At 70.3% G+C, this 24619-nt stretch carries 23 protein-coding genes; 14 read left to right on the top strand and 9 right to left on the bottom strand.

All coding sequences use genetic code 11. The features are described 5' to 3' along the window. Window positions 1-75 precede the first annotated feature (75 nt). From J2S55_RS25675 to J2S55_RS25650, 6 genes are all read left to right on the top strand, one after another. Entirely contained in the window at window positions 76-360 is a 285-nt protein-coding gene (locus tag J2S55_RS25675) for a hypothetical protein (RefSeq protein ID WP_306865806.1), read from the top strand. Window positions 361-732: 372 nt separating this feature from the next. Beyond that, on the top strand, window positions 733-1641 hold the full coding sequence (locus J2S55_RS25670) for a glycosyltransferase family 2 protein (protein ID WP_306865804.1): 909 nt from the start codon (window positions 733-735) through the stop codon (window positions 1639-1641). Continuing rightward, window positions 1568-2542: a ketopantoate reductase family protein gene (locus tag J2S55_RS25665; RefSeq protein WP_306865803.1), complete on the top strand. Its 975-nt coding sequence runs from the start codon at window positions 1568-1570 to the stop codon at window positions 2540-2542. Before J2S55_RS25670 ends, J2S55_RS25665 begins: the two co-directional genes overlap by 74 nt. A 416-nt stretch (window positions 2543-2958) precedes the next feature. Further along, window positions 2959-3381: a hypothetical protein gene (locus J2S55_RS25660; RefSeq protein WP_306865801.1), complete on the top strand. Its 423-nt coding sequence runs from the start codon at window positions 2959-2961 to the stop codon at window positions 3379-3381. A gap of 76 nt (window positions 3382-3457) precedes the next feature. Beyond that, on the top strand, window positions 3458-4267 hold the full coding sequence (locus J2S55_RS25655; RefSeq protein ID WP_306865799.1) for an IS3 family transposase: 810 nt from the start codon (window positions 3458-3460) through the stop codon (window positions 4265-4267). Between the two features lie 97 nt (window positions 4268-4364). Then, window positions 4365-4946: a DUF6461 domain-containing protein gene (locus J2S55_RS25650; RefSeq protein ID WP_306865797.1), complete on the top strand. Its 582-nt coding sequence runs from the start codon at window positions 4365-4367 to the stop codon at window positions 4944-4946. 254 nt (window positions 4947-5200) lie between these two features. On the opposite strand, the gene J2S55_RS25645 is transcribed toward J2S55_RS25650, so the two are convergent. Continuing rightward, the gene (locus J2S55_RS25645; RefSeq protein ID WP_306865795.1) at window positions 5201-5602 is read right to left on the bottom strand and encodes a hypothetical protein; all 402 of its coding nucleotides are present in this window, start codon (window positions 5600-5602) and stop codon (window positions 5201-5203) included. A 390-nt stretch (window positions 5603-5992) separates the two neighbouring features. Here J2S55_RS25645 and J2S55_RS25640 point away from each other — a divergent pair, with 390 nt between their 5' ends. Together J2S55_RS25640 and J2S55_RS25635 are read left to right on the top strand one after the other, a co-directional pair. Further along, entirely contained in the window at window positions 5993-6577 is a 585-nt protein-coding gene (locus J2S55_RS25640; protein ID WP_306865793.1) for a hypothetical protein, read from the top strand. Between the two features lie 703 nt (window positions 6578-7280). Next, on the top strand, window positions 7281-8474 hold the full coding sequence (locus tag J2S55_RS25635) for an IS110 family RNA-guided transposase (RefSeq protein WP_306865791.1): 1194 nt from the start codon (window positions 7281-7283) through the stop codon (window positions 8472-8474). A 1118-nt stretch (window positions 8475-9592) separates the two neighbouring features. Here the strand turns inward: J2S55_RS25635 and J2S55_RS25630 are convergent. Continuing rightward, complete coding sequence (locus J2S55_RS25630; RefSeq protein ID WP_306865789.1) at window positions 9593-10180, bottom strand: DUF427 domain-containing protein; 588 nt, start codon at window positions 10178-10180, stop codon at window positions 9593-9595. 198 nt (window positions 10181-10378) lie between these two features. Further along, window positions 10379-11080 (bottom strand): winged helix-turn-helix transcriptional regulator, encoded by a 702-nt coding sequence (locus J2S55_RS25625; protein ID WP_306865787.1) that lies wholly within the window; start codon window positions 11078-11080, stop codon window positions 10379-10381. Window positions 11081-11193: 113 nt separating this feature from the next. Here J2S55_RS25625 and J2S55_RS25620 point away from each other — a divergent pair, with 113 nt between their 5' ends. Beyond that, window positions 11194-12099 (top strand): alpha/beta fold hydrolase, encoded by a 906-nt coding sequence (locus J2S55_RS25620; RefSeq protein WP_306865785.1) that lies wholly within the window; start codon window positions 11194-11196, stop codon window positions 12097-12099. Between the two features lie 70 nt (window positions 12100-12169). On the opposite strand, the gene J2S55_RS25615 is transcribed toward J2S55_RS25620, so the two are convergent. From J2S55_RS25615 to J2S55_RS25605, 3 genes are all read right to left on the bottom strand, one after another. Beyond that, complete coding sequence (locus J2S55_RS25615) at window positions 12170-12961, bottom strand: hypothetical protein (RefSeq protein ID WP_306865783.1); 792 nt, start codon at window positions 12959-12961, stop codon at window positions 12170-12172. A 423-nt stretch (window positions 12962-13384) separates the two neighbouring features. Next, complete coding sequence (locus tag J2S55_RS25610) at window positions 13385-14083, bottom strand: response regulator transcription factor (protein WP_306865780.1); 699 nt, start codon at window positions 14081-14083, stop codon at window positions 13385-13387. Next, the gene (locus J2S55_RS25605) at window positions 14080-15222 is read right to left on the bottom strand and encodes a sensor histidine kinase (protein WP_306865778.1); all 1143 of its coding nucleotides are present in this window, start codon (window positions 15220-15222) and stop codon (window positions 14080-14082) included. Before J2S55_RS25605 ends, J2S55_RS25610 begins: the two co-directional genes overlap by 4 nt. A gap of 388 nt (window positions 15223-15610) precedes the next feature. Between J2S55_RS25605 and J2S55_RS25600 the strand changes: the two genes are divergently transcribed. From J2S55_RS25600 to J2S55_RS25590, 3 genes are read left to right on the top strand one after another with little or no spacing between them, the layout of a single operon-like run. Beyond that, on the top strand, window positions 15611-16237 hold the full coding sequence (locus J2S55_RS25600; RefSeq protein WP_306865776.1) for a helix-turn-helix domain-containing protein: 627 nt from the start codon (window positions 15611-15613) through the stop codon (window positions 16235-16237). Further along, on the top strand, window positions 16230-17651 hold the full coding sequence (locus J2S55_RS25595; protein ID WP_306865774.1) for a pyridoxal phosphate-dependent decarboxylase family protein: 1422 nt from the start codon (window positions 16230-16232) through the stop codon (window positions 17649-17651). Before J2S55_RS25600 ends, J2S55_RS25595 begins: the two co-directional genes overlap by 8 nt. Continuing rightward, window positions 17648-17785, top strand: coding sequence for a hypothetical protein (locus J2S55_RS25590; RefSeq protein WP_306865772.1), 138 nt, complete (start codon window positions 17648-17650; stop codon window positions 17783-17785). Before J2S55_RS25595 ends, J2S55_RS25590 begins: the two co-directional genes overlap by 4 nt. Window positions 17786-17808: 23 nt before the next feature. On the opposite strand, the gene J2S55_RS25585 is transcribed toward J2S55_RS25590, so the two are convergent. Then, window positions 17809-20073 carry a polysaccharide lyase 8 family protein gene (locus J2S55_RS25585; RefSeq protein WP_306865770.1) on the bottom strand — a complete coding sequence of 755 codons (2265 nt, stop codon included), beginning with the start codon at window positions 20071-20073 and terminating at the stop codon, window positions 17809-17811. Between the two features lie 145 nt (window positions 20074-20218). On the opposite strand from J2S55_RS25585, the gene J2S55_RS25580 reads away from it, so the two are divergent. Then, entirely contained in the window at window positions 20219-21010 is a 792-nt protein-coding gene (locus J2S55_RS25580; protein ID WP_306865768.1) for a thioesterase family protein, read from the top strand. Between the two features lie 121 nt (window positions 21011-21131). Then, entirely contained in the window at window positions 21132-22241 is a 1110-nt protein-coding gene (locus tag J2S55_RS25575; RefSeq protein ID WP_306865765.1) for a helix-turn-helix domain-containing protein, read from the top strand. Here J2S55_RS25575 and J2S55_RS25570 read toward each other — a convergent pair. Both J2S55_RS25570 and J2S55_RS25565 read right to left on the bottom strand, forming a co-directional pair. Continuing rightward, window positions 22183-23154 (bottom strand): alpha/beta hydrolase, encoded by a 972-nt coding sequence (locus tag J2S55_RS25570; RefSeq protein ID WP_306865763.1) that lies wholly within the window; start codon window positions 23152-23154, stop codon window positions 22183-22185. The two genes, J2S55_RS25575 and J2S55_RS25570, sit on opposite strands and share 59 nt — an antisense overlap. Before the next feature lie 275 nt (window positions 23155-23429). Continuing rightward, window positions 23430-24611: an MFS transporter gene (locus J2S55_RS25565; protein ID WP_306865761.1), complete on the bottom strand. Its 1182-nt coding sequence runs from the start codon at window positions 24609-24611 to the stop codon at window positions 23430-23432. Window positions 24612-24619 lie beyond the last annotated feature (8 nt).

The following is a 24619-nucleotide window of genomic DNA, read 5'->3' as shown; positions in this document are numbered from 1 at the left end:
CGGGGCCGATTGCCTGACCTGCCGTAAAACCGCACTCTGCTGGAAAGCCCCCATCGCCCGCCAGGAGTGATCCGGATGACGGCAGAGCACGGCGAGGCCGTCGACCATCTACGACGGCTAGCCGCCCAACTGGAGGCGCACTCGTTCCAGGTGCGTCTGAAAGCTCCCGCGGGGCTCTTCCCCCGCCTTCACGTGATCAATCCGATGGTCCCGGCCAGGACGGAGGACGTCCTCGCCGCCCACGAGGCGGACGGCGAATGGTGGTTCTGGCTGTCCTGGGCCGGACGCATCGGACATGCCGAAGATGTCGCCACGGCTGCGGAACGTGTGGCTAGTGTGCTTCATGTGATACGCAGATAGGTGATTCTTGGGCTTCACATGGGTAGCACCCGTTGATCAAGCCCAGAAGGGAGCGCGACCGTGAAAAGGATTCAGGTCATCCAACGTCCGCGTCCACCGCGTGAGCCGGCCCCGCTCGACCTGCGGAGCCCCTCAGGCAGGCAACTGCCTTTCTGACAGCCGGGACAGGCCGACGGCGGAGAGTCGACCGGCGCTCCCCGCCGGACACCCCCACCGCCGGTCCCCGAGCCCGCCCCCGCGAGGGAGCCCGGCACCCGCGCCGCGGAGACCACCCGCGCCGCGGAGACCGGGATCTCGCGCTGCAAGGAGCGAGATCACTCCCTGCAAGAGGCCGTCAAGCGGCCTGCAGGCATCCCGGCGGACCTTGTCTCCATGACCGACACCCCGTTCACCGCAAGTGTCAGCGTGGTGGTCCCCGCTCTGAACGAAGCCGCCAACCTGCCACACGTCTTCGCGACCCTGCCCGCCTGGATCGACGAGGTCGTCCTCGTCGACGGCAACTCCACCGACGACACCGTCGCCGTCGCCAGAGCCCTCCGTCCCGGCCTGCGCGTCGTCACCCAGACCCGCCGGGGCAAGGGCAACGCCCTCACCGAGGGGTTCGCCGCCGCCACCGGCGACATCATCGTCATGATCGACGCCGACGGGTCCACCGACGGCCGGGAGATCATCGCCTTCGTGACCACGCTGGTCGAGGGCGCCGACTTCGCCAAGGGCTCCCGTTACGCCCCCGGAGGCGGCTCCGACGACATCAGCCCCACCCGCTCGCTCGGCAACCGGATGCTCACCCTGGTGACCAACCTGCTGTACGGCACCCGCTACACCGACCTGTGCTATGGCTACAACGCGTTCTGGGCACGCCATCTCGGCGCCCTCGCCCTCGACTGCGACGGTTTCGAGATCGAGACCCTGATGAACGTCCGCGCCGCCCGGGCCGGCCTCGTGATCCGCGAGGTCCCCAGCCACGAGCGCTGCCGCATCCACGGTGTCAGCAACCTGCACGCCGTACGGGACGGCCTGCGGGTGCTCCGGACCATCCTGCGCGAACGCGCCCGCCGTACGGCCCGGTCCGTCGCGGTCCCGTCCGCCGCGATCCCGTCCACCCCGGCCGCGTCCGCCATGCTCCCGCCCGCCCCGGCCGCGTCCGCCGGGCCCGCGCGGATGCCCCTGCCGGCACCGCCGGAACGGAATGTGCCAGTCTTGGATCATGCGCTACATAGTGGTGGGGGCCGGGGCCGTCGGCGGGACCATCGGAGGAAGGCTGTTCCAGAGCGGGCATGACGTGGTGCTCGTCGCCCGCGGCGCGCACTATGACGCGCTCAGGCGCGACGGCCTGCGCCTGGCCACCCCCGCTTCCACCGAGACGCTCGACATCCCGGCCGCCTCCGGACCGGTCCGGCTCCGCGACGACGACGTGCTGATCCTCGCGGTCAAGTCACAGGACACGGTCGCCGCGCTGGACCCCTGGCCGCGGCACCTGCCCGTGGTGTGCGCGCAGAACGGGGTGGCCAACGAGCGGATGGCCCTGCGGCGGTTCGACCACGTGTACGGCATGTGCGTCTGGCTGCCCTCCTCCCATCTCGAACCCGGCGCCGTGACCGCCTACGGCGCTCCCATGTCCGGCATGCTGCAGCTCGGGCTCTACCCCGGGGGCACCGACGAGCTGTCCGAGCAGCTCGCCGCCGACCTCCGCAAGAGCTTCTTCGCCGGATCCGCCGTACCCGATGTGATGCGGTGGAAGTACGCCAAGCTGCTGGGCAACCTGGGCAACGCCTACGAGGCGCTCTGCGGCCACGCACCCGGCCACGAGCCGATCCTGGAACGGGTGACGGCCGAGGGCAGGGCGGTCCTCAACGCGGCCGGCATCGCCTACGCCTCCCCCGACGAGGAGGCCGCCAGGCGCGGCGACCAGGTGCGGACCGAGCCGGTCGGAGGGGACCCGCGAGGCGGCGGCTCGTCCTGGCAGAGCCTGGCCAGGGGCAGCGGCACGATCGAGGCCGACTACCTCAACGGCGAGATCGTTCTGCTCGGCAGGGAGCTGGGCATCCCCACACCGGCCAACGAGGTGCTCCGCCGCGAGGCCAACCGCTCAGCCCGCGAGCGGCTCCTCCCGGGCTCGATGTCCCCCCAGACCCTGGCCGGACTGATCGACGCCCACGCCGCCGCCTCCGGCGCCCGCTGACGGCGCCGGCCACCCGATCGACGCGCTGAGCTGATCACACGAACTTCGACACCGGGTGCTCCCGCAGGACGCCGTCCACGTGGACGTACCGGCTGCAGTTTTGGCCCATAAGCTCTTGACCATCTGTTCCGTAGGTCCCCAAACGCTGTCCAGAGTCGTTCAGATCAGTTCACCGTGCAGGTCGTCGACGATCCGGCTGTTCAAATCAGGCCAGCTCAGTCCAAGGTCGTACGGCCCGTTGGGTCCCAGGTTGGCTCCCAGAGCCGGAGCACCGACGGTTTTACAGTGAGCCGCAGTTCCTCACTGCACTGCGCCTCTGACCTCGTCACACGGTCCTTGTCTCAACGTTGCCAGAGAAGATCATCCCGCGTATATCCCGCGGTAAACCGTCGCGCTCTCTGCATACCATCGTGGGCATGCCGGCCTGGGAAGGATGCACCGACGCGGATATCAGTGCCATCCTCCAGGCTCACGGCCTCAGCCATATGCCTCAAGTCTATGAGGGCTGGCTTCGGCAGTACGGCCGCGGCCCGGGACGCAACCCGATCTTTCATAAGCAAGGCGGCATCGCTTACATGCCCGAGGTCCTCGAAAATTCCGCTGAAGCAAGAGCCATCGTGGCCGGCATGCCCACCTCGTACGGACTGCCGCCTAACGCCCTGGTGGTGTCGACATGGCAGGGCTACATGTTCGAGTTCGTCGTGATCGACGAAGGTGACGACCCTCCGCTTCTCGTCTACATCGAGGGCGAAGATGTCGCTCAACAGCAAGGAAGCCGACCGCTGTCGAATTGGCTAGCCAACCTTCTCCGAACAGAGAACAGCCAAGGCTGTCCGTGACGACCAGTTTGGAAGATCGCGGCGCGCGACACCGCTACCTGCTGCGTTCCAGGCCAGGAGCGCTCTCGCCTTGCCCATGAGCCCCCGCGACTCCCCCTTGGTAACCCTCCTGACGGGCACGGCGCCGACATCTCACCCAAACCGCATTAGCAGCTCTGATCCTGCCGGTCCCGATCGGTTCAACCTGGGCCAACAGGGCTCGACCTGGCGGGTGTCGGTGAACACGGTCGCGGCCCGGATGGCCGCACTCGGCATGGCGGCCCGCGTGCGGCGCCTGCCCCGGTCGCTGACCCGGCAGGGCAAACGGCCGGCGGCGCCGGATCTGGTGCGCCGCCAGTTCGATGCGGTCGCCGCGGATGTGCTGTGGTGCGGCGACGTCACCGAGATCGTCACCGGTGAGGGCAAGCTGTACCTGGCGACGGTGGAGGATCTGTTCTCGCGGCGTCTGCTCGGTTATGCCATGTCCGCCCATCACGATGCCGCCCTGACGGTCGCCTCGTTGCAGATGGCCGCGGTCATGCGGGGCGGAAACATCGATGGGGTGATCTTCCACTCCGATCGCGGCGGTGAGTACACCGCCGCCCGGTTCCAGGCTGCCTGCCGCCACTGGGGTGTGGTGCAGTCGATGGGCCGGGCCGGCTGTGCGCTGGACAACGCCCCGGCCGAGTCGTTCAACTCCACCCTCAAGGTCGAGTTCGCCTACCGGCACCGGTTCGCCACCCGGGCCGAGGCACGGCTGAAGATCGCAACCTGGATCGCCGGTTTCTACAACACCCGCCGTCGGCACGGCGCCCTCCGCGGGCTATCGCCGATCGTCCATGAACAGCAGATCACGGCCGCCCGAGCGGCCACCACGATGAGATATCAGCAGCTCATCGCTGCATAGAAAGTCTCCACGGTTTCAGGGGATTGCCATGAGTGGCCGCGGTTGACCCCTCGGTACCCTCTTAATGGCACGACGATCAACAGATGAGGTGTTGCGGATGGCGTTTACCTTCGCCGATGTTGCCTGGCTGGCCGAAGACGACGAGCTGGGCGATCTGTGGTGCCTGACCTTCGTGCGTGGAGTCAGCGAGGTGCAGGCGCTTCGCCGACTGGGTGCCGACCAGGAGAGCATCCGGCCACTCACCTATGACGAGTTGATAGACGATGGCCTCTTTCCTGAGACGGTGCTTGCGGGGAGGGTGGGCGACTGGACGGTGCTCATTGAGGAGAGCGGGTGGACGTGCACGGAAGCCGACAAGGCACAGGCCCTCTCGGCCGGGACCGTGGCCGTGGCGGTGCTGCGGCACGACTACGCATCCGACGACTTCGTCTACGCGGTGGACGGGGAGTTGGTCACGTGCTTCAATCCCAAGATTCCCGAATGGCGGCACGGGAGTGATCCCGATCGGCTCAACGACCTGATGAGGCAGGCGGGCCTTGATCCCGACGACGTACCCGCAACCGGTGCTGAGGCACCGTCGTCCGCGTCCGGAGCACTTCTCCTCGCAGCCGGGTTGACCGGCGTGGTGCTGACTCCGGAGGTCGTCAAAGGGCCGCTCATGAGTGGCGTCGTTGGCTGATCCGTCCACGATGCCACGTCCGACGGCCAGCCTGGAGGCCGGCACCACATTCCGCTGCCCGGAATCTGCCCGCGCTGCAGCACGGCTCGAACTCAAAATCTGCGGATTAGAAGATCGGCCTTGAGCTGTTCCGGACGGTTCAATGCAGGTCAGCGGGCCTGCGCGGTCCATCCTGAACGGCGCTGAACGCCCCTGTATTGCAACCCGAAGTGCAACCCTGGGCCCAATGAGCCGGGCTGAGATGACCGCCGACGCTACCAGACCCTCATCTCTTTAATTCGAGCAGCCCCATCTTCGCTGAGAAGGAAGAAGTGTGCAGCCTCTGGGCCAGGAAAGCGGCTGTCTTCGTCCAGTGGGATGGTGAGGATGGCATCTCCGAAGTCGAGCGAGATGTGCTCGTCGGCCCTGAAGTTGACGGATTGAACTTTCCTTTCGATGAGAGCGCACAGGGCGTCTCGTGATCCTGGCTGAGGGAAGACCCAAGCCTGGGAGTCTTTCTGTATACGGGGTTCAGTCAATGCCGTAAGCTTCGCCTCGTTGAAGTGGAACTCGACGTAGTCCATCACGAACGCGACCGTGTACAGCTCCCTTCCGACGAGTTCGATGGGCTCGTCTGAGCCGACAACAAGGATAGGTTCGACTGGATCATGGGTCATTCGCCCATTCTCCGGGAATCGAACCCGCCGTGTCAGCTTGGGAAGTCTCTAACGCGCCTGGCCGCTGAGCTGGCGAAGTGCTGACCTGCGGGGGAGCGCTTCGGCTACCCGTGCTTCTCCGTAAGTCCCCCTTGATCCCCCTCCTGACGGGCACGCAACGGGCACGGGGAACGTCTACTCTCGTCGCCTTGGTGCTCGGTGGACCGGGGCTGAGGCACGAAGCCCTGGTCCTTCGATCGCCCCCTGCCCTGAGCGGAGATCAGCCGTCATCAGGCGATCGTGAGGGTAGTACCGGCTTTGACCCGCACTACCCGTGTGAAAAGATTCAGATGGGTGATCTTGTGATGGGCTTTCTGCCCGCTTCGAAACCGTTGATGGAGAGCAGGGCAGATGCGGGTATGGCATCGGTGGTCGGCGGCTGCGCTGCTCGCAACCTTCCCCTCCGTCATGGCCTGGGTCGGCAGCGACCTCATCGCAAGCACCGGGCTCTTCTACTACGACATCCGCGTCTGGCATGGAATCGGAATCCACCCCTTGGCGCAGGGACTCGGCGTCGGATACCTCGGTTCCACGGGCATTGACGTCGTACAGGTGCTGGCGGACATCGAAGTGATCATGCTGGCCCTCGCCCTGCCCGTACCCATGGTGGGAGTGGCCGCTCTACTCCGGCGACGGTGGCGATACCGCACCACCCTGGTTGTGGCCGTTGTGCTGGGCATCCTCGCAGCGGTCAACATCGCCGCCAACATTGTCGGCCCCTGGTCGGACCTGACCCAGTGCCCGCCGACCGAGCTCACGGATATACCTGAGGACTACTCCTGCTACATAAACAACAGAGGCGTTTGGGTCCCGCCCCTCCTCTACGGCCTCGCGTATGCCTTCGCCGCCTACATTCTGATCACTCTTCGCGGTCGTGCGCTTGCCGATGCACCTCGCAGTCCTGACAGCCAGGACCATGCTTCCGCCAGCACCTGACATTGCATCTGCGTTCCGTCTGGCGATCGGTTGATAGCGATGCGGGTGATCCCGTGTGGCGGCGTGTCGCAAGGGTCGGCGAGTTCGTTGGTTACGGCGATCGCCCGGTGCGGCTACGGTCCGCGGCGCCGCCGGCCGGGACCGGCGTCCACGCCGCACGCCCGGACGGCGTGCGGCAGAGGGCCGGGTACGGCGGCGCGCCGCGCCGCCGCTTGATACCTATGAGATTAATTCGGTAACTGTCTAGGAGCGCAACAGACCGACCGTCCGCCCTCCAGACGGACCAGTCGCCCTGCTGAGCTGACGGAGACCGTGCTGAGGCGCGTATGGGCGGTAGCGCGGACGCGTCGGTGTGTGGGGACGTTGCTGTCAGGGTCGCTGCCACCTCAGCCATGGTCACCCGGTGCCGGGGCCCGACGAAGGAGGGCCTCTCGGCGTCGATCACCCCAGCTACGGTTGGCGAGTGGCGAACTGAGCGATCCCTACCTTCTTCTTGGGCCGTCCGAACCGGTCGTAGGGTTCTGACACCCAGGGGTGCCGGGTGTGGCTTTGAGCGATCTGCCGTCCGTGGCTTGTGACGATTGGCCGCCCGGCACCCGGGACGACTCGGCCGCTGATTGAGAATTGCGAGTTCATCGCTGTGTAGGGATGCGCCGGCGAGGTCGTCCGCGGGACCGCAAGAACGATCGAAGGAGGGACGACGGTGCAGCGGGTGTGGGCCGGGGTGGACATCGGCAAGACTCATCACCACGCGGTGGTGATCGACTCGGAGGGCAAGCGGCTATTGTCGCGGCGGGTGGCCAACGATGAAGGCGCCCTGACTGCGCTGTTCGCCGAGGTCACTGCGCTGGCCGAGGAGGCGGTGTGGGCTGTTGACATCATGACCGGCGGGGCGGCGCTGCTGCTGGCGGTGCTTCTCGATCACGGTCAGCAGGTGCGCTACATCTCCAGCACCATGGTCAACCGGGCTGCCGATGGCTACCGAGGAGCGGGCAAGACAGACGCCAAGGACGCCGCGATCATCGCCGACCAGGCCCGGATGCGGCAGGACCTGACCGTGCTGCGCCCCGGACCCGAACTGATCGCCGAGCTGCGGATGCTGGTGGCCCGCCGCCAGGACCTGGTGGCCGACCGCACGCGCGCAGTCAACCGGCTGCGCGATCAGCTCTTGGCCATCTGCCCGGCCCTGGAACGCGCGCTGGAGGTGACCAACAAGGGACCGTTGATCCTGCTTACCGGCTATCAGACCCCTGCGGCCATCTGCGCGGTGGGCCAGGACCGTCTGGAGGAGTGGCTGCGCGCAGCCGGCGTGCGCCGCGGCGCGAGCGAGTTGGCCGCGCGAGTATTCCAGGCGGCATCTTCCCAGACCGTCACCGTGCCGGGCGAGCAGATGGCCGCCCTGCTGGTGGCCCAGCTCGCTACGGAGCTGATCAGGCTCAATGCGCTGATCGACGACGTCGATGCCCTCATCGCCGACCGGTTCGGCCGCCACGAACTGGCCGAGATCATCGTCAGCATGCCCGGCATCGGTGTCCTGCTCGGCGCCGAGTTCCTGGCTGCCACCGGCGGCGACATGACCGCCTTCGCCTCACCGGACCGCCTGGCCGGCTATGCCGGGCTCGCCCCCGTTCCCCGCGACTCCGGACGCATCAGTGGCAACCTGCACCGGCCACGGCGCTACAACCGCGCCCTGAACCGGGTCTTCTACACCTCGGCCCTGATCAGCGTCCGATGGCACTCCGACTCGCAGGCCTTCTATGAGCGCAAACGCGCCGAGGGCAAGCTTCACACCCAAGCCGTGCTGGCTTTGGCCCGGCGACGGGTCAACGTGGTGTGGGCGCTCATCCGTGACCGACGATGCTACGAGGCAACCCCGCCGCTTCCTCAAGCGGCATAGCCGACCACCTTGACAACTTCATTGAGAATCGTCACGGTCCTGATCACTTCGATGCGAACAAGGGCTCCGGGCAGTCTTCAAGGTCGTCGCTCATCAACGTCACAGAAATCTGCATCTAGATTGACAGCGGAGACCCTCGATAATCTGGCATGCCTCACGACCACAAAATGGGCATCCAGATGACGGAGGGCCTGTGAGAGATTTCGACAATAAGCGCTCGGCCGCAATAGCCAGATCCACGCTCGCCGCCCTGTTCGCATTAATCATGCTCTCCGGCTGTGGCGACCTATGGTTCCATGAGACGTTCAAGGTTGACCGGGCCGCCGTCAAAGAAGTTCGCAATTTGGGCAGAGTGATATTACAGGCCCAATCAAATTGGACATGGAAGAGCACTACGCAAATTGACGAAATCCTACTGATGGACGTAGGAGCTTCGACTTTTGAAGCATCGCAGGATGTAGCATACGAGCGATTGCGCCATCTCGGATGGTCTGAACGTGGAAATTACAGCCTAGAATCGCACAAGTGGGGCCACGTAGCCGTTTCGTTTGATTCGCTAAATAGCTTAGACGCGTACGGCTCCCTGGCGCATCCTATACGGAGCGCGGTTCGGGCGGACCCGGCAAAACCTACTGCGCTTATGCTTGTTATTCTCGCCCCCCTGAATTAAACCTCCGCCCACCACAGCAATCAACTGAAGAGAAAAATCGACGGCCTCTCACGAAAAACACTCGCTATATGATTGCCTCGTATCTGTCGACTCACGGCATGGCGTAGTGGGACAGCAGTGCTGATCCGGCCAATTGCCAGTCCGACTGCCTCGCCAAGATTAGGTAGGCGCGTGGGCTGTGCTGGCCGTGACCGGCCGAAGAGCCGCAGCGCGGCCAGCGATGCCCGACGCGCGCAGGCCGCCGCAGGCGGGCTGCCTTGACCATGTAGAGAAGATTGTCGCGGTTCGAGATCAAGTTATCTGAGACGAGCACTCGGGACACGGGTTGACCGAGGACAGGGAACGACATCCGTCCATGTCAGGACAGGAACAGCGATCCAGCCGAGTGGAACCAGCGATCACAATGTCAGAAGAAGATCTTCGAAGAAAGGGTGCCTGAACGCACCTGCTACGGGCAGCGGGTGTCGGCGGAGGTGAGCAGGTCCAGACGGATATCGGTCTTGGGCAGGTAGTAGCGCGGCGGCAGGCCGGTCTCGAACAGGATTCGCGGGCTGTGGGAGTCGGCGACGGTCACGCCGCCGACCTCGACACGGACGTGGCGGGAGGAGGGCAGCACGTCCACCCGGGTGTAGGGGTCATGGGCATGGACGTAGACCTCCTCGTCCTCCTCGAACCAGGCGTCGGCCGCCTTCCATTCGAACCGCACGTGCCCGCGCAGCTCCTCGATCAGCGAGTCCGGATAGGCCGGCGCCGCGCCGGCCACCCCCTCGACGTCGTAGAGCACCGCCTCGCCCCGGCTGGGCGAGTGCGCGCCGCGGCCGTTGGGCTCCAGCTCGACGGCGACGTCCACATGGGGGAAGTAGTAGGCAGGACGACCCGTACCCTCTTGGCGGCCCGCTCGATGCGGACCCGCCCACGCGTGATCGGCTCCATACCCCACGCCAACCCCGCACGGCGGACGCCTCTTCCAGGCGGACCGGGGCCGGGCCGGGAAGCGGCCGGCCGCCGTGTCGCGGTTCACCGTGGCTCTTCGCATCGGGTGTGCATGCCGGAGTCCTGAAGCACGGGCCACGACATGTCGACATGTCCTGGATACGCGGAGGGGAGGACCTGACGCTCGACAACCCCGGATTCCGCGACCAGGTCGCGGAGCTCGCCGGCGGCGGGGAGCTCGGGGGTGCGGACCGGCTTGTGGGTCTGCGCCCGGACCCGTCGGGACAGCCGCGGGTGACCGTCAGCGTGGGGGGACCGCGTCGACCAGTCGCCTGACCGCCTCGAGGTCACCGGTCACCGTGAGCACGCCGTCGCCGATCGCCGAGGCCAGCGAACGTTCGTGGCTCAGCACGGACTGCAGCGCGAGGTGGTCGCTCTCAAGGCATGCGTCAGCCGGGCCGGACGCCTGGCCGCGCGCGACGGTGACGAGTTCGCCGTCGGCGACCTCGACGCGGTAGACGTCGCGCTCCAGGGCGATCCGGTACGTCGCGGTCCACGGCGCGTCCGGCTGCGGCACGAAGAAGGCGCGCAGGCCGAGCAGTACGGTGTCGGCGCTGATCCCTCCGGTCAGCGGCACGACCGGTGAGCGCATGCCCCAGGTCCGCAGCGCCGCGAACACCGGCTCCAGCTCGGCGCCCCATTCGGTGAGCTCATACGTCCTGCTGGCCGCCGGCGGTGGCAGCGTACGCCTGCGCAGCACGCCGACCGCCTCCAGGTCACGCAGCCGCTGTGCGAGCACGCTGGGGCCGAGTCCGGGCAGGGCGGCCTGCAGGTCAGCGTAGCGGCGCGGCCCGAGGCGCAGCTCGCGCACCACCAGCAGCGCCCAGCGCTCGCCGATCATGTCGAGCGCGTGGGCGATGGGGCACGCCTGCCCGTACGTCCGCTTCCCGGCCTTCTCCGCGGCCTGCCCGGAGGTCTTCTCAGGGCTCTTCGCGCTTGCCATCGCCACCTCGTCCGTAGCCGACCAACTTGCACTACGAAAATAGTAGCATCTACTTCGATTATCGAAGTATGGTTACGGCGAGACACACTCGTCCCCGGCCGAGGAGGCACCTCATGCACGACAGCCAGCCGACCACGGGCCCGTCCCAATCCACCCCCCAGGAGACGGTGCACGCCAACGGCGTCGACCTGGCCGTACAGGCCTTCGGCGACCCGGCCGCCCCCGCGATCCTGCTCATCTCGGGCGCGGAGGCGTCGATGGACTGGTGGGACGACGACTTCACCGCCCGACTCGCCGCGTCCGGCCGTTACGTGATCCGCTACGACACCCGCGACACCGGCCGCTCCACGACGTTCCCGGTCGGCGCGCCGACGTACACGCAGAACGACCTGCTCGCCGACGCGGTCGGCGTGCTCGACGCGTACGGCCTGGCCGCGGCGCACATCGTGGGTATCTCGATGGGCGGGGGTCTGGCGCAGCTGTTCGGCATCGAGCACCCGGAACGGGTCCTGTCACTCACCTTGATGTCCACCAGCCCCGGCGGGCCCGGCGGTCCGGACAATCCCGACCTGCCGCCGATGAGCGAGCCGTTGGCCAAGATGTTCGAGGAGCCGGCCCCCGGCCCCGACTGGTCCGACCGCGACGCGGTCATCGCGTACTTCCTCGCCGCCGAGCACGCCTTCTCCGGCACGATCCCGGTCGACGAGGACCACGTACGCCGCACCGCCGGGCGCGCTTTCGATCGCAGCCCGGTCCCGGCCGCCGCGTCGAACCACTGGATGATCGAGGGCAGCGGGCCGATCCGCTCCCGCCTCGGCGAGATCACCGCACCGACCCTGGTCCTGCACGGCACCGAGGACCCGCTCTTCCCCTACGGGCACGCCGAGGCACTGGCCCGCGAGATCCCCGGGTCCTCGCTGGTCCCGCTGCCCGGCATGGGCCACCAGATGCCGCCGCGCCAGGTGTGGGACACGGTCATCCCGGCGATCGTCGGGCACACCGAGCTCGGCGTGCGGTGACCGGCCGCGGGTGCGACCCCTGATCCCCGGCCCGACCGCCGCCCGGCGCGCACGGCGCCGCAGACGGTGATCACATGGGTCCGTAGCGGGTCTCGCCGTGGTGGTATATGGCGCGGACACCCCATCCGCCGGAGGCGTGCGTGGCCGCCTCGATCATGGGGCGGTCCCCGTCCTCAGGCGCCCAGCAGACAGGTGTATGGCTGGCGCCTTCGCTCAACGGATACACATAGGCCACACCAACCGTTTCGGCAGGTTCACCCTGTTTTTCACAGATCGAGTAGCTCGCCGCGTACCAGTTCGCGCCACCCGTACAGGGCGTGGGGCCGTCTGCCTCAAGTCCCCGAGTGCCACCGCAGTCCCTGATGGAATCACGCCAGACGGAGTCACATGTCGCGGTCTGCCGGAAGATGCCGTCCCCGAGATCCCGCAGGCAGTTGATTCTCATGTTGAGCCCGAACGCGCACTCGTTCGGAGAGAGATCCTCACCCGCGCACACGAGATACTTGTCGAGAAGATCGGAGCAGCCGACCCTCAACGTTTGGCACAGACCGAGGACCTCGATATATGTCGAGCAGAACGCGTCGTCGCCCCGCCCGTCGTCGCGACACTCGTAGTAGGCGTCCCGCGCCTTCACGCAGTCGAAGTCGGCGGCCGGATCGAAATGGCCCGGACAGCGTGACAGCTCTCTTTCACCCGCGGCGCACACCTCGTCGGACCTGCTGGGAGTCCCCGTCCGGCACGCCAGATAGGAGTCGAACGACCTGGCGCAGTCCTCTCCGCCACGGAAGGGGGCCCGCTCCCCGAATCTGCATTCAATACGGACGATCAACGCCTGCTGGCACAACGTGGCGGAGGTTTTCACCGGATGACGCTTGACACAGGCTCCGTATCCCGGAGCTTTCGACCGGCAGTCCAGTCCTCTCGGCCCCTTACCTTTCGGACAGAGATCGTCGGCCGCGACACGCGAACCATCGCCGCCCAGTAGATGCCAGGACGGCTGCGACCGCGGGATCTTCGGAGGCGCCGCGCCCGTGGAGCAACCGGCCAGGAAGACGACGGCCATGAGTGCCGTCAGCACACCCCGGACCCACCACCCCGCTGCGACCACGCACCCTCCTGATCGGTCCATGCCCGGCATCGGCCCGCAGGCGCCGATCAACTCTGCCGGATCGTCCCCGTCGGCGGCAAGATGCGCCGTGACGCCCTGCACGTGATGACAGGTCGTTGGCTTGGCGGCATCGCGGAATCAGCGCCGACAGTTCGGCGTGGCACGCCTCCCACGGTCCTACCGGCGCCCTGGGTCCGGGCCGAGGTCACCGGGCTGTGTCAGGCCGCTCTCGTAGGCCAGGATGACCAGTTGGACGCGGTCGCGCACGTCCAGCTTGGCGATGGCCCTGGTGATGTGGGTCTTGGCGGTGAGCGGGCTGATGACGAGGCGTCCGGCGATCTCGTCGTTGGACAGGCCGAGCGCGACGAGCCGGACCACCTCCAGCTCCCGGGCGGTGAGGGCGGCCAGCCGCCGCCCGGCACCGGGAACGCCGGGAGCGAGGTCCCGCCGGTGGGCGAACCGCTCGACGACGCGGCGGGTGACGCCCGGGGACAGCAGCGCGTCCCCGCCGGCGACCACGGCGACCGCGCGGCGCAGCTCGGCCGGTTCGACCTCCTTGGTGAGGAAGCCGCTGGCTCCGGCGCCCAGCGCGGCGAAGACGTGCTCGTCGGTGTCGAAGGTGGTCAGGATGATGACGCAGCAGCCGGGGACGGCGGGGTCGGTGACGATGCGGCGGGTGGCGGCGATGCCGTCGGTGCCGGGCATGCGGATGTCCATGAGGACGACGTCGGGGCGGGTGCTCGCGGCCAGCCGTACGGCCTCCTCGCCGTCAGCGGCCTCACCGACGACGGTGACGTCCCGGGAGCGGGCCAGGAGGCTGCGGAAACCGGCCCGCACGAGTGCCTGGTCGTCGGCGAGGAGCACCTTGATCGTCACAGTGACGAGCCTGCCACAGGGATGTCGGCCTTCACGGCGAAGCCTCCGGGGACCGGGCCGACGGTGAGCGCGCCCCCGAGGGCGCCCACCCGTCCGCGCATGCCGGCCAGGCCGTGCCCCTCGGGGACGCCCGCGCCGCCGTCGCCCCCGTGGCCGTTGTCGGCGATCTCGACGGTGACCGAGCGCGGCCGGTAGTCGATCGTCACCTCGGCCTTGACCGCCCCGGAGTGCTTGAGCGTGTTGGCCAGGGCCTCCTGGACGACACGGTAGACGGCGACGGCGGAGGCGGCGGGGACGGCCGAGGGGTCGCCGCGCTCGTCGAAGATCACTTCCAGCCCGGTGGCTCGGGCATCGGCGATGAGCGTGCCGAGGGAGGCGAGGTCGGGCTGGGGCGCGGTACTGCCGGGCCCCTCGCGCAGGACGTCGATGAGGGAGGTGAGGTCGGCCATCGCCCGGCCCCTGACGTCCTGGGCCAGGCGCAGCGCGGCGGCGGCCTCGGCCGGCTCCTCCTGGAGTGCGTCGGCGGCGACGTTGAGGTGGACGCCGACGACGGCCAGGGTGTGGGCGACGATGTCGTGCACCTCGCGTGAGACGCGCAGCCGTTCCTCGGCGGCGCGGGCGCGGGCGTCGGCCTCGCGCAGCCGCTCGCGCCGGCGCAGCGAGGCGGCGTAGGCGAGTCCCGCGGCGATGAGTGCCGCCAGCAGCAGCCCCTCGCCGGTGACGTGGATGACGTAGCGGACCACGTTCCTGTCGAGGACCCACCGGAAGTCGACGGCGGAGTAGACGAGCTGGGCGACGCCGACGGCGGCCACCCAGCGCACGCGGGAGGTGGCGGCGGCGGTGAAGTAGGCGACCGACGCCGGCCAGATCCAGCCGGCGGGGGATTCCCGGGCGAGGTGGTAGACGAAGATCGCGGCGATCGACAGCAGCAGCACGGCCATCGGCCGGCGGCGCCGCAGGAGCAGCAGAGCGCCGAGGAACAGGGCGAGGGGGATCGTGCCCTGCCAGGGTGAGCGCACCCCGGTGGCGAGGGCGACAGCGACGAAGAAGACCGCGGTGAGGGCGGCGAGCACGAGGTCGACGATCGTGGCGGAGTGGCGGACGGAAGCGGGTGCGCGTTGCGGGGACGGTTCGGCCATGCGGGGTCCTTCCTCGGGGAGAAGCGGTGACCGGGAGACCGGTTACCGGGAGACCGGTGACCGGGAGACCGGTTACCGGGAGAACGGTTACCGGAAGACCAGTGACCGGAAGACCGGTGACCGGGAGAACGGTGACCGGAAGACCAGTGACCGGGAGAACGGTGACCGGGAGAGCGGTGATCTCACGCTAGGGCGGGCCGCGTCCGGGCCGCGTCGTCCGTCGGCCGTCATCCGGGCCTGCACCGTCCGAGGTACGGGCTGCACCGGAGGAAGTATGTTGGGCTCCGGTGCGCCCGCGCCCTCGCGCCCGTCCCCGCCCTGATCACCTCACGCGCCGTCGGCCCGACCTCTCCACTATCGTGGAAATATCGCCGCTATAGTGGAGAGCGTGGAAGACGACGGAGTTCTCTCCAGCGGCCTGTCGATGGCCGAGCTGGGCTCGCGGATCCGGGCCGAGCGCCGCTCCCGCGGGCTGTCCATCGAACGGCTGGCCGAGTCGAGCGGGATCAGCCGGAGCATGGTGTCGGAGGTCGAGCGGGGGGCCAAGACCCCGAGCGTGCTCGTCCTGGACCGGCTGGCCACGGCGCTGGGCACCTCGATCGCGCGGCTGCTGGACGAGCCCGGGCGCCAGACGCCGCGGGTGCTCCGCCGGGCCGAGCAGCGCGTGCTGCGCGACCCGTCCGGATGGGAGCGGCGCATCCTGTCTCCCGTGCTGCCGGAGGTGGAGTTCGAGTTCATGCGGACGACCATCGGCCCGGGCGTCGACGCCGGGGAGTTCGCCCCGCACGCGCCGGGATCGCGGGAATACGTGGCCGTCGAGTCCGGCCGGCTGCGGCTCACGCTCAACGACCGGCCGCATGCCCTGCACGCCGGGGATTCGGCCTACTACCCGGGTGACTGCCGCCACGCCTTCGCCAACGACGGCGACACCGACTGTGTGTACTACCTGGCCATGGAGTTGGGCGGCCCCTCGGCCGCGCACCACGGTCCGCGAAAGGGGATGCTCGATGGATGAGCTGCGCCAGGCCGCCGGGAAGGCGGCCGACCTCATGGCCGACCACCTCGGGCACGTCCGCCAGGAGCCGGTCTGGCGGCCGGTGCCGGCCGACGACCGCCTCTGGCTGACCGCCCAGCGGCTGCCCGAGACCGGCCGGGGGCTGGAGGAGCTGGTGGAGGACGTGCGCGGCCGGGTGATGCGCCACCCGATGGGCAACGGGCATCCCCGGTTCTTCGGCTGGGTCAACTCCCCGCCCTCCCCGGCGGGCGTGCTCGTCGAGCCGCTGGCCGCCGCCCTGAATCCGAGCTGCGCGGGCGGCGAGCACGCCGGCCCCCTGCTGGAGCGCACCGTCGTGCGCTGGCTGGCCGACCTCGTCGGCTACCCCCATCCGCCGGGCGGCGGGCTGCTGACCAGCGGAGCGTCCATGGCCACCATCGTCTGCCTGGCCACCGCCCGGCAGCGGGCGGCACGCCAGGACGGATGGGACGCGCGCGAGGAAGGGCTGTCCGGGCGGGCGCCGATGGTCCTGTACGTCTCGGCCGAAGGGCACAGCTGCCTGCGCAAGGCCGCCGAGCTGCTCGGGCTGGGGGCGCGGCAGGTGCGCACGGTGCCGGTCGACGGCGCCTACCGCATGGACGTCCGCGCGCTCCGGTCGATGATCGCCGAGGACCTGTCGGCGGGCCTGCGGCCGTTCTGCGTGGCCGCGAGCGCGGGCACCGTCAACACCGGCGCCGTCGACCCGCTCGACGAGATCGCCGACGTCGCCGCCGAGAACCGGCTGTGGTTCCACATCGACGGCGCCTACGGCGCGCTCGGCGTCCTGGCCGACGGCGCCGCCCCCGGCTACGCGGGGATGGACAGGGCGGACTCGCTGGCGCTGGATCCGCACAAGTGGCTCGGTGTCCCGGTGGGCTGCGGGTGCGCGCTGCTGCGCGACCCGTCGGCGGCCCGTGACGCCTTCAGCCTGGTGCCCGCCTACCTGCAGGACGACAACGCCGACGAGCTCGGCTGGTTCTCCGAGTACGGGACGGAGCAGACACGCCCCTTCCGGGCGCTGAAGACCTGGGCGACGATGTCACATCTCGGCCGGCAGGGCATCACCCGGCTCGTGAACCACACGGTGGGGCTCGCCCGCACCCTGGCCGTCATGGTCGACGACGCCGGCGACTTCGACCTCCTCGCCCCTGTCACCACCTCCATCACCGCGTTCCGGTACCGCCCGGCGCCGGAGGTCACCGGCGACCGGCTCGACGCGCTCAACCGCGCCATCCCCACCGCCGTCCAGCGGCGGGGCAACGCCTTCCTCACCGGCACCCGTCTGGGCACGGACGACGCCCTGCGCGCCTGCGTCCTCCATCCGGACACCACCGAGGAGGACCTGGCCGTCCTGCTCGACGAGATCCGCGCGGCCGCGGAAGAGATCGCCTGGTGACCGCCCGCGTGCTGGTGCGCGACCTCGGCGGGGTGGCCCGCCGGCACGGATGGCACGCTGTCCGGTTCCGCACGCCGGACACCCTGACCGACACGCTCGGCGAGCACGCCGCGCCGGAGCCGCCCCCCGCCTGATCACGCGGGACGGCCCGGGTCGCTCAGCGGCCGAGCCGTACGGTGACCGTCTGCGAGCCGCCACCCCGGTCCGCCAGCCGCCCGAAGGCGAGCGTCAGCCCCGACCCGGTCTCGGCGCCCGTCAGGAGCGGGTGGCCGTGGAGCACCTCGGCCACCGGCCGGTCCCAGGTCACGGTCAGCCCGCTCAGCTCGCGCCGGGGGTCCGACACGGTCAGCGTGGCGGTGCCGTCGGCGCGCTCCCTGACGAGGACCGCACACGGGGCGGAGGCGGCCAGGCCGCCGACGGCCCCGTCGTTCCAGAAGTTGACGGCGGTGATCCCGAGCGACGGGACCTGGACGCCCTGCCGGCGGGCGGTGTTGGCGAGCACGCGCGCCCAGCCGGGATCGGCGGCGCGGGCCCGGGTCTCCGCCAGGCTCGCCCCCGGCAGGAGCAGGTAGACGTAACCGGCCGAGGCGGGGTCGACACCGTGGTCGAGCCAGAGAGTCACGTAGCCGCGGGTCACCGGGTCCGGGCCGCCGGTGCGCTCCTCGCGCAGCGTGCGCAGGCGGGCGCAGGGCAGGACGTAGCCGCCGTGCCCCTCCAGGTGCGCCCAGCCCTCGGTGCCGTCCACGGTGAGAGGCGCGTCGGTCCTGCGGTTGTCCACGATGGTCTCGACCGGCACGCCGTCCCCGCCGGTGATCCCGGCGCCCAGGCAGACCACCGCGTCGTCGAGGAAGAACCACGACTTGAAGGCCTCCATCGTGCTCCCGAAGCCGTTCAGGTGCTGGCCGACCGTCGCGTAGGTGCCGTCGGTGGCGCCGCCTACCCAGCGGCCCGGCGGGCAGGTGTCGCCCCACTCCTCACCGGCGCCGTCGGCCAGCCGCCGGGTGGAGACGGTCGTGCCCGGCAGACGGTAGGGGTCGACGGTGGCCCAGAAGGCGTCGGAATACTGGTCGCCGTGGCCCTCGCCCCACCAGTAGAGCATCCCCGATCCGGTGTGCCAGCCGCGCAGGTTCTCGCCGTTGCCGTACTCGTAGTGGCCGATCCGGTAGGAGGCCATGCTGAGCCCCGCGCACCAGCCCGGCCTGCGATGGACGGCGCGGGCGCTCATCGCCATCAGCCGGTGCCCGGTGGGTTCGTCGGCCGCTGGGATCGCGTCGTCGTCCAGGATCGCGGCGAGACGGGCGTGGAACCCCAGATCGCTGCCCTCGGCCGCCTTGAGCATGGGCTTGCAGGTGTTCCGCAGCGCCCACCCCTTGACCATGGCCTGCCAGCGGGTCCGCTCGGCGGCGGAGGCCGCCTCCCCCAGCAGCAGGATCGAGGAGGCGATCTCCCGTCCCCTCCTGTGGTCACCGTACGGCTGCCTGCCGATCCCGCGGCCGCTGACGAGGTCCATGCAGAAGCCGTCGTGGACGACCGGCGCGAACGACCTCTCGACGGCGTCGAGAACGATCTGCCTGGCCGGGTCGGTGATCTCCCACGGCGAGCCGCGCAGCACCGCGAACAGCGTCGCGAGCCCGGACAGCAGCACCGCTCCGTATCCGCCCTGGTAGGGGACGGAGGTGTGCTGGAGGAACGAGCCGTCCCGGTAGAGCCCGTCGCCCTCGTGGACGTAGGGGAAGACCGGGGAGAGCGCCGAGGCGGCCAGCGCGGCCTTGCCCGGGTCGGATCCGAGGACGGCGCGCAGCAGCGTCACCGTGCACAGGTCCACCCGGTTGGCCCCGGTGCTGGTGCCGCTGTAGTCGTCCAGGCGGCACTCGGGCAGGAAGTGGTCCACCGCGTCCCGCAGTGCCCTGCTCTGCCGCTCGGCCAGGTGGGGACCGATCAGCACGGCCGCGTCGAGGAGCTTCTTGGGGGCGCCGATCTGCCAGTCCCACCAGTTGCCGGCCGGGTCCGCGCCCGCGGCGTACACGTGCCGCCGGTAGTGGTCGACGCCGGTGGCGACGGCCGCGGCCAGGCCCACGTCGCCGGTCAGGCCGGTCCCCGGCAGGGCGTAGGCGCGGGCCATGGTCCGCAGCCGCGCCGGGGTGCCGGTGAAGGAGGGGAACGCCAGGTCGGGCCAGAGCGAGGCGCCGGTCGGCGCCATGGCGTCCCGGTAGCCGGCCGCCGCCGCCCCCAGCCCCGCCAGCCGGGTCAGGTACGGCTCGGCCGCCGGGTCGAACCCCGACCCGGCCGTCACGTCCCGCCAGCGGCGGCGCAGCAGGGCGAAGGGATCGTCTCCCGCGGGCGCGGCATGCCCCGGGATCAGCGCGCCGGCCGTGGCGACACCGCTGAGCTGGAGAAATATCCGCCGGGAATATCCATTCACGCGTCGATTATCACGTGAAGATCCAGAGCCTCGTCACCGGTTTCCCCGCCGGACCGGACCGCCCTCCGGCCTGACCCGACCCGGAGGTCTCCGGCCTCCTCGGGGACAGGGGCGCCGCCGGACACGGACACTAGAATCTGATTCTGTGAAAGACAACAGTGCGTTCTTCGTCCTCAAGAACGACGTGCTCGTCCCCGCCCCCCATGCCCGCAGTCCCTGGTCACCGGACATGCTGCACGGCCGGCTGCTCGGCGGCCTGGCCGCGAGGGCGATCGAGGCGGAGCACGGCGATCCGGATCTCCACTTCGCCCGGCTGACCGTCGACCTGTTCCGCAACAGCCCGCTCCTGCCGCTGAGCGTGGACACGGTCAGGGTGCGGGAGGGCCGCAGGATCCGGGTGGCCGACGCCACCGTGCGGAGCGAGCAGGGCGTGGTCGCACGGGCCAGTGCCGTGCTCCTGCGCGGGAGCGGGCAGCCGGCGGGCGAGACGTGGTCCACCCCGGCCTGGGACGCGCCCTCCCCCGCGGAGCTCGGCCCGCCCCCGCCGGACGCCGTGGCGCTGCCGTTCGACCTCTGGCGGCTGACCGACTGGACCGAGGCCGGCCCCAACCGGGTCTGGCTCAGGGAGACCCACCCGCTGGTCGAGGGCGAGGCGGTGTCGCCGTTCGTGCGCGCTGCGCTGGTCGCCGACTTCGCCAGCCCGCTGAGCAACTCCGGTACGGCGGGCCTGCACTTCATCAACGCCGACTACACCCTCACCCTCAGCCGCCCGCCGGTCGGCGAGGAGCTGGGCATGGAGTCGAGCGGCCATCTGAGCGGCGGAGGCATCGCGACCGGCCACTGCACGCTGCACGACGCCTCGGGCCCGGTCGGCTACTGCCTGGTGACCGCCGTGGTCAACCCGGGAAGCGTCCTCGGCCGCCCAGAAGCGGGCTGAGGACGTGGAGCCGGCCGCCGCCCACCCGCCCCGGCCGCGCCGCCGGTCGAGCCCCTGGAGCACCGGACGGGCGGCCCCCGGATCCGGCACACCCGCCGGCCGCGCCGCCTAGTCTGGAGCCGTGCGGGGATTACTGCTGCGTCTGTCGACTCTGGACGCCGACGCGGAGAGTGCCGTCCGCGTCATCGCCTACTTCGACTCACTGGTGCAGAACCACGCGAGCGTCCCGGTGCTCCTGCAGGCGACGGCACGGCTGACGCAGTGCCCCGTGGGTCTCGTCGACGCGGTCACGGGCAGGCGGCTGCGGGTCTCCCCCGGTGGGAACCCCGAGCGGTCCGGGGCTCCTCCCGAGTCGGCGGCCGACCGCCCGCTCGGCTCGTCCCTCGGCGCCGTGTGGATGGAGCGCGGGGGCCGGGCCCACGGGCTCGACGAGATCGTGCTGGAGCGCTTCGCCGTGGCGGCGGAGATCACACTTGAGCGGGCCGCCGCCCTGGCGCAGACGGGCAACGATCCGGCCCTGGTGGAGCTGGCCCTGTCGGCCGACGCCTGCGAGGCCGAGCGGGCACGGGCGCTGCGCCTGCTCGGCTTCGGGCCCGCCGCCCGGCTCCAGGTGCTCGCCGCTCCGGCCGGCGACGGGGACGCCCTCGCCGCCCACCTGCGCGCCACCGACCACCACGTCCGGACGGCCACGGTGGGCGACATCGCGGCGGTGCTGGTGAGCCCCTGCGTGGACGGGCTCCCCGGGACGTGGCGCGTCGGCGTCGGGCCGTCGGTGAACGGGACGGACGTCGCCGCCTCCTGGGCCGGCGCGCGGACCGCGCTGCGCTTCACCGGCCCGCACCCCGCGGACCGGGTGGTGAGCTGGGCCGATCTCGGAGCGCTCGCCCTGTTCGCGACCCACGTGCCGGACGAGGCCATCTCCGGCCTCGCCGACGTGCGCGCCGTCGAGGAGCTCTCCCGCCGGCCGTACGGCGCGGAGGCGCTGGACGCGGTGCGGGCCCTGTGCGCCGAGGGGTCGGTGCGCCGGGCGGCCGCCGCCGTGCACCTGCACCACAGCTCGCTGGCGGCGCGCCTCGCGCGCGCCGAGGCCGTTCTCGGCTTCTCCCTGGCCGGCCCCGCCGGACGCCTCCGGGCGCACCTGGCCCTCCAACTCGTACGGCTGCGCGCGGATGTCAGCGGAGCAGGGCCCGGCGGAGCGCCACCATCCGCTCGGCGACGGCCCGGCGGCTGATCTCCACGTCGGGCAGCACCATGTCGAAGCCGTGGAAGGCTCCCGGATACAGGTGGAACTCGGTGGAGACGCCCGCCCGCACCAGCCGCTGGGCGTAGTCGATGCACTCGTCCCTGAAGACCTCCAGCTCGCCGACGTCGACGTAGGCCGGCGGCAGGCCCGACAGGTCGGTCGCCCTGGCGGGCGCGGCGTACGGCGACACCCCGTCGGTGCCGGCGTCGTCGCCCAGCAGCGAGGCCCAGCCGAGGAGGTTGGCGGCCCTGTCCCAGACCACCGCCTCGGTGAACTCCTGGCTGGACGGCGTGGTGTTGCGGTCGTCGAGCATCGGGCAGATCAGCAGTTGGAAGGCCAGCGCGGGACCGCCCCGGTCGCGGGCCAGCAGCACGGTCCCCGCGGCGAGGCCGCCTCCGGCGCTGACCCCGGCCACCGCGAGGCGCTCGGGATCGATGCCGAGCTCGGCGGCGTTCTTGGCGGTCCAGAGCAGACCGGCGTAGCAGTCCTCCACCGGCGCCGGGTGCGGGTGCTCCGGCGCGAGGCGGTATTCGACCGAGACGACCACGCACCCCACCTGGACGGCGTAGTCCACCAGCCACGGGTCCTCCGCCTCCAGGTTGCCGAACATCATGCCGCCGCCGTGGATCCAGTAGATCCCCGGGACCGCTCCCCGCTGCCCGGCAGGACGGTAGATCCGCAGCCGGAGGTCGGGAGCGCCCTCCGGGCCCGGCACCGTCCGGTCCTCGATCGCCACCTGTCCGTCCAGCTCCAGGGGGGCCATCGCCGCGAACGCCGCCTCCACCTGGACGCGGAGACCGGGCACGTCCTCCGGCCGCATGCCACGCAGGTCGGACACCGGGAGCGGGCCCGCCGCGAGGGCCTCGGCCAGTCCGGGATCGATGTTCGGATGAAGCGCCATGTCACTCACCTCTGGATTGGTCACCTACGGGAAGACGGCGTGCCGTACGCGCGATCGGTCTTGCCCAGAGCATGCGTGAGCCCAGGGCCGTCCCACAACCGCAACATGGCCGCGATGAGCGGGCACTTGACCGCCAGTCGGCGGCCGTCCACCCCTACCCGGCCGGCGCGGGCCGGGAGGCCCCCTCTCCGGGCCAGTGGGTGGCCGTCCCCGGTCGGTGGGTGGCCGTCCCTGATCGGTGGGTGACCGTCCCCGGTCGGTGGGCGGCCGGACGGTCAGACCTCTGCCTCGGCCTCCGCGAGGGGACGGCCGCTCCGGCCCGCCGCGGGGCGCAGGGCCCCGGCGAGGAGGGCCCCCGTCAGGGTGACGGCCGCCAGGAGGCCGAACGTGGTGGGCAACGAGGTCGCGTCGGCTATCCAGCCGATCACGGCGGGGGCCACGAGCCCGGACAGATAGGTGATCGTCGCGACCCCCGCGATCCCCAGGCTGGGCATCGCGGTGGCGTTGCCCCCGGCGGTGAAGCACAGCGGCACGACCACCGCCACGCCCAGTCCGACCAGGGCGAAGCCGATGATCCCCAGCAGCGGCGTGCGGGCCGCGACGATCACGATCCCGCCGCCGGTGGCGATCAGGCCGCCGGCGCGGACGGTCACGACCGGTCCGAGCCTGCGGACGATCAGGTCTCCGGACAGCCGGGTGACCGCCATGGCCAGCGCGAAGATCGCGTAGCTGGCGGCGGCGACACCGGGACCGGCGCCGGTGACGTCCTTGACGTAGACGGCGGCCCAGTTCACGCTGGCGCCCTCGGCGATGGTGGCGCAGAACCCGACGGCCCCGATGGCGAGGATCGCCCGCGGGGGCACGGCGAACCGGGGTGGCGCCTGCTCACCGGGCTCGGGCCGGGTGTCGAGCAGGCCGCGGCCGGCCACGGCGCCGACGGCCAGGAGCACCAGCGCCGCGACCGAGTGGTGGACGCGCGCGTCGAGCCCGGCCTGTGCCGCGGCCACCCCGATCCCCGCGCCGGTCAGGCTGCCCACGCTCCATATGCCGTGCAGGCCGGAGATGATCGAGCGCTCCAGGCGCCGTTCGACGAGCACTCCCTGGGCGTTCATCGCGACGTCGCTCATGCCGGCCGCCGCGCCGTAGACGAGGAACGCGGCGCACAGCCAGGGCAGGCCGGGAGAGAGCGTGGGGAGGGCCAGCGCCGCGCAGAACAGGGCGATCAGGACCCGGGTGGCGGCGCGCCCCCCATAGTGGTGGACCAGGCGCCCGGCCATCGGCATGGCGACGAAGGCGCCCAGGGCGGAGGAGAACAGGGCCACGCCCAGGGCGGCGGGCCCCAGTTGGAGATGCTCCTGCAGCCACGGGATGCGGGTCGCCAGGTTTCCCGAGACCACGCCGTGGGTGGCGAACACCGCCGAGATCGCGATGCGCGCACGTTGATTGTCGCTGTGCATGATGCTAG

The sequence above is a fragment of the Streptosporangium brasiliense genome (genome assembly GCF_030811595.1).
Classification (GTDB): Bacteria; Actinomycetota; Actinomycetes; order Streptosporangiales; family Streptosporangiaceae; genus Streptosporangium; species Streptosporangium brasiliense.
This window is presented reverse-complemented; position numbering and strand designations above follow the sequence as displayed.

Excerpts from the sequence above, each read along its gene's own strand:
- J2S55_RS25670 (WP_306865804.1), top strand. The coding sequence starts at position 733 with ATGACCGACACCCCGTTCACCGCAAGTGTCAGCGTGGTGGTCCCCGCT.
- J2S55_RS25570 (WP_306865763.1), bottom strand. The coding sequence starts at position 23,154 with ATGGCGCTTCATCCGAACATCGATCCCGGACTGGCCGAGGCCCTCGCG.
- J2S55_RS25675 (WP_306865806.1), top strand. The coding sequence starts at position 76 with ATGACGGCAGAGCACGGCGAGGCCGTCGACCATCTACGACGGCTAGCC.
- J2S55_RS25660 (WP_306865801.1), top strand. The coding sequence starts at position 2,959 with ATGCCGGCCTGGGAAGGATGCACCGACGCGGATATCAGTGCCATCCTC.
- J2S55_RS25630 (WP_306865789.1), bottom strand. The coding sequence starts at position 10,180 with ATGCGAAGAGCCACGGTGAACCGCGACACGGCGGCCGGCCGCTTCCCG.
- J2S55_RS25625 (WP_306865787.1), bottom strand. The coding sequence starts at position 11,080 with ATGGCAAGCGCGAAGAGCCCTGAGAAGACCTCCGGGCAGGCCGCGGAG.
- J2S55_RS25640 (WP_306865793.1), top strand. The coding sequence starts at position 5,993 with ATGCGGGTATGGCATCGGTGGTCGGCGGCTGCGCTGCTCGCAACCTTC.
- J2S55_RS25620 (WP_306865785.1), top strand. The coding sequence starts at position 11,194 with ATGCACGACAGCCAGCCGACCACGGGCCCGTCCCAATCCACCCCCCAG.
- J2S55_RS25605 (WP_306865778.1), bottom strand. The coding sequence starts at position 15,222 with ATGGCCGAACCGTCCCCGCAACGCGCACCCGCTTCCGTCCGCCACTCC.
- J2S55_RS25595 (WP_306865774.1), top strand. The coding sequence starts at position 16,230 with ATGGATGAGCTGCGCCAGGCCGCCGGGAAGGCGGCCGACCTCATGGCC.
- J2S55_RS25650 (WP_306865797.1), top strand. The coding sequence starts at position 4,365 with ATGGCGTTTACCTTCGCCGATGTTGCCTGGCTGGCCGAAGACGACGAG.
- J2S55_RS25665 (WP_306865803.1), top strand. The coding sequence starts at position 1,568 with ATGCGCTACATAGTGGTGGGGGCCGGGGCCGTCGGCGGGACCATCGGA.
- J2S55_RS25645 (WP_306865795.1), bottom strand. The coding sequence starts at position 5,602 with ATGACCCATGATCCAGTCGAACCTATCCTTGTTGTCGGCTCAGACGAG.
- J2S55_RS25655 (WP_306865799.1), top strand. The coding sequence starts at position 3,458 with ATGAGCCCCCGCGACTCCCCCTTGGTAACCCTCCTGACGGGCACGGCG.
- J2S55_RS25565 (WP_306865761.1), bottom strand. The coding sequence starts at position 24,611 with ATGCACAGCGACAATCAACGTGCGCGCATCGCGATCTCGGCGGTGTTC.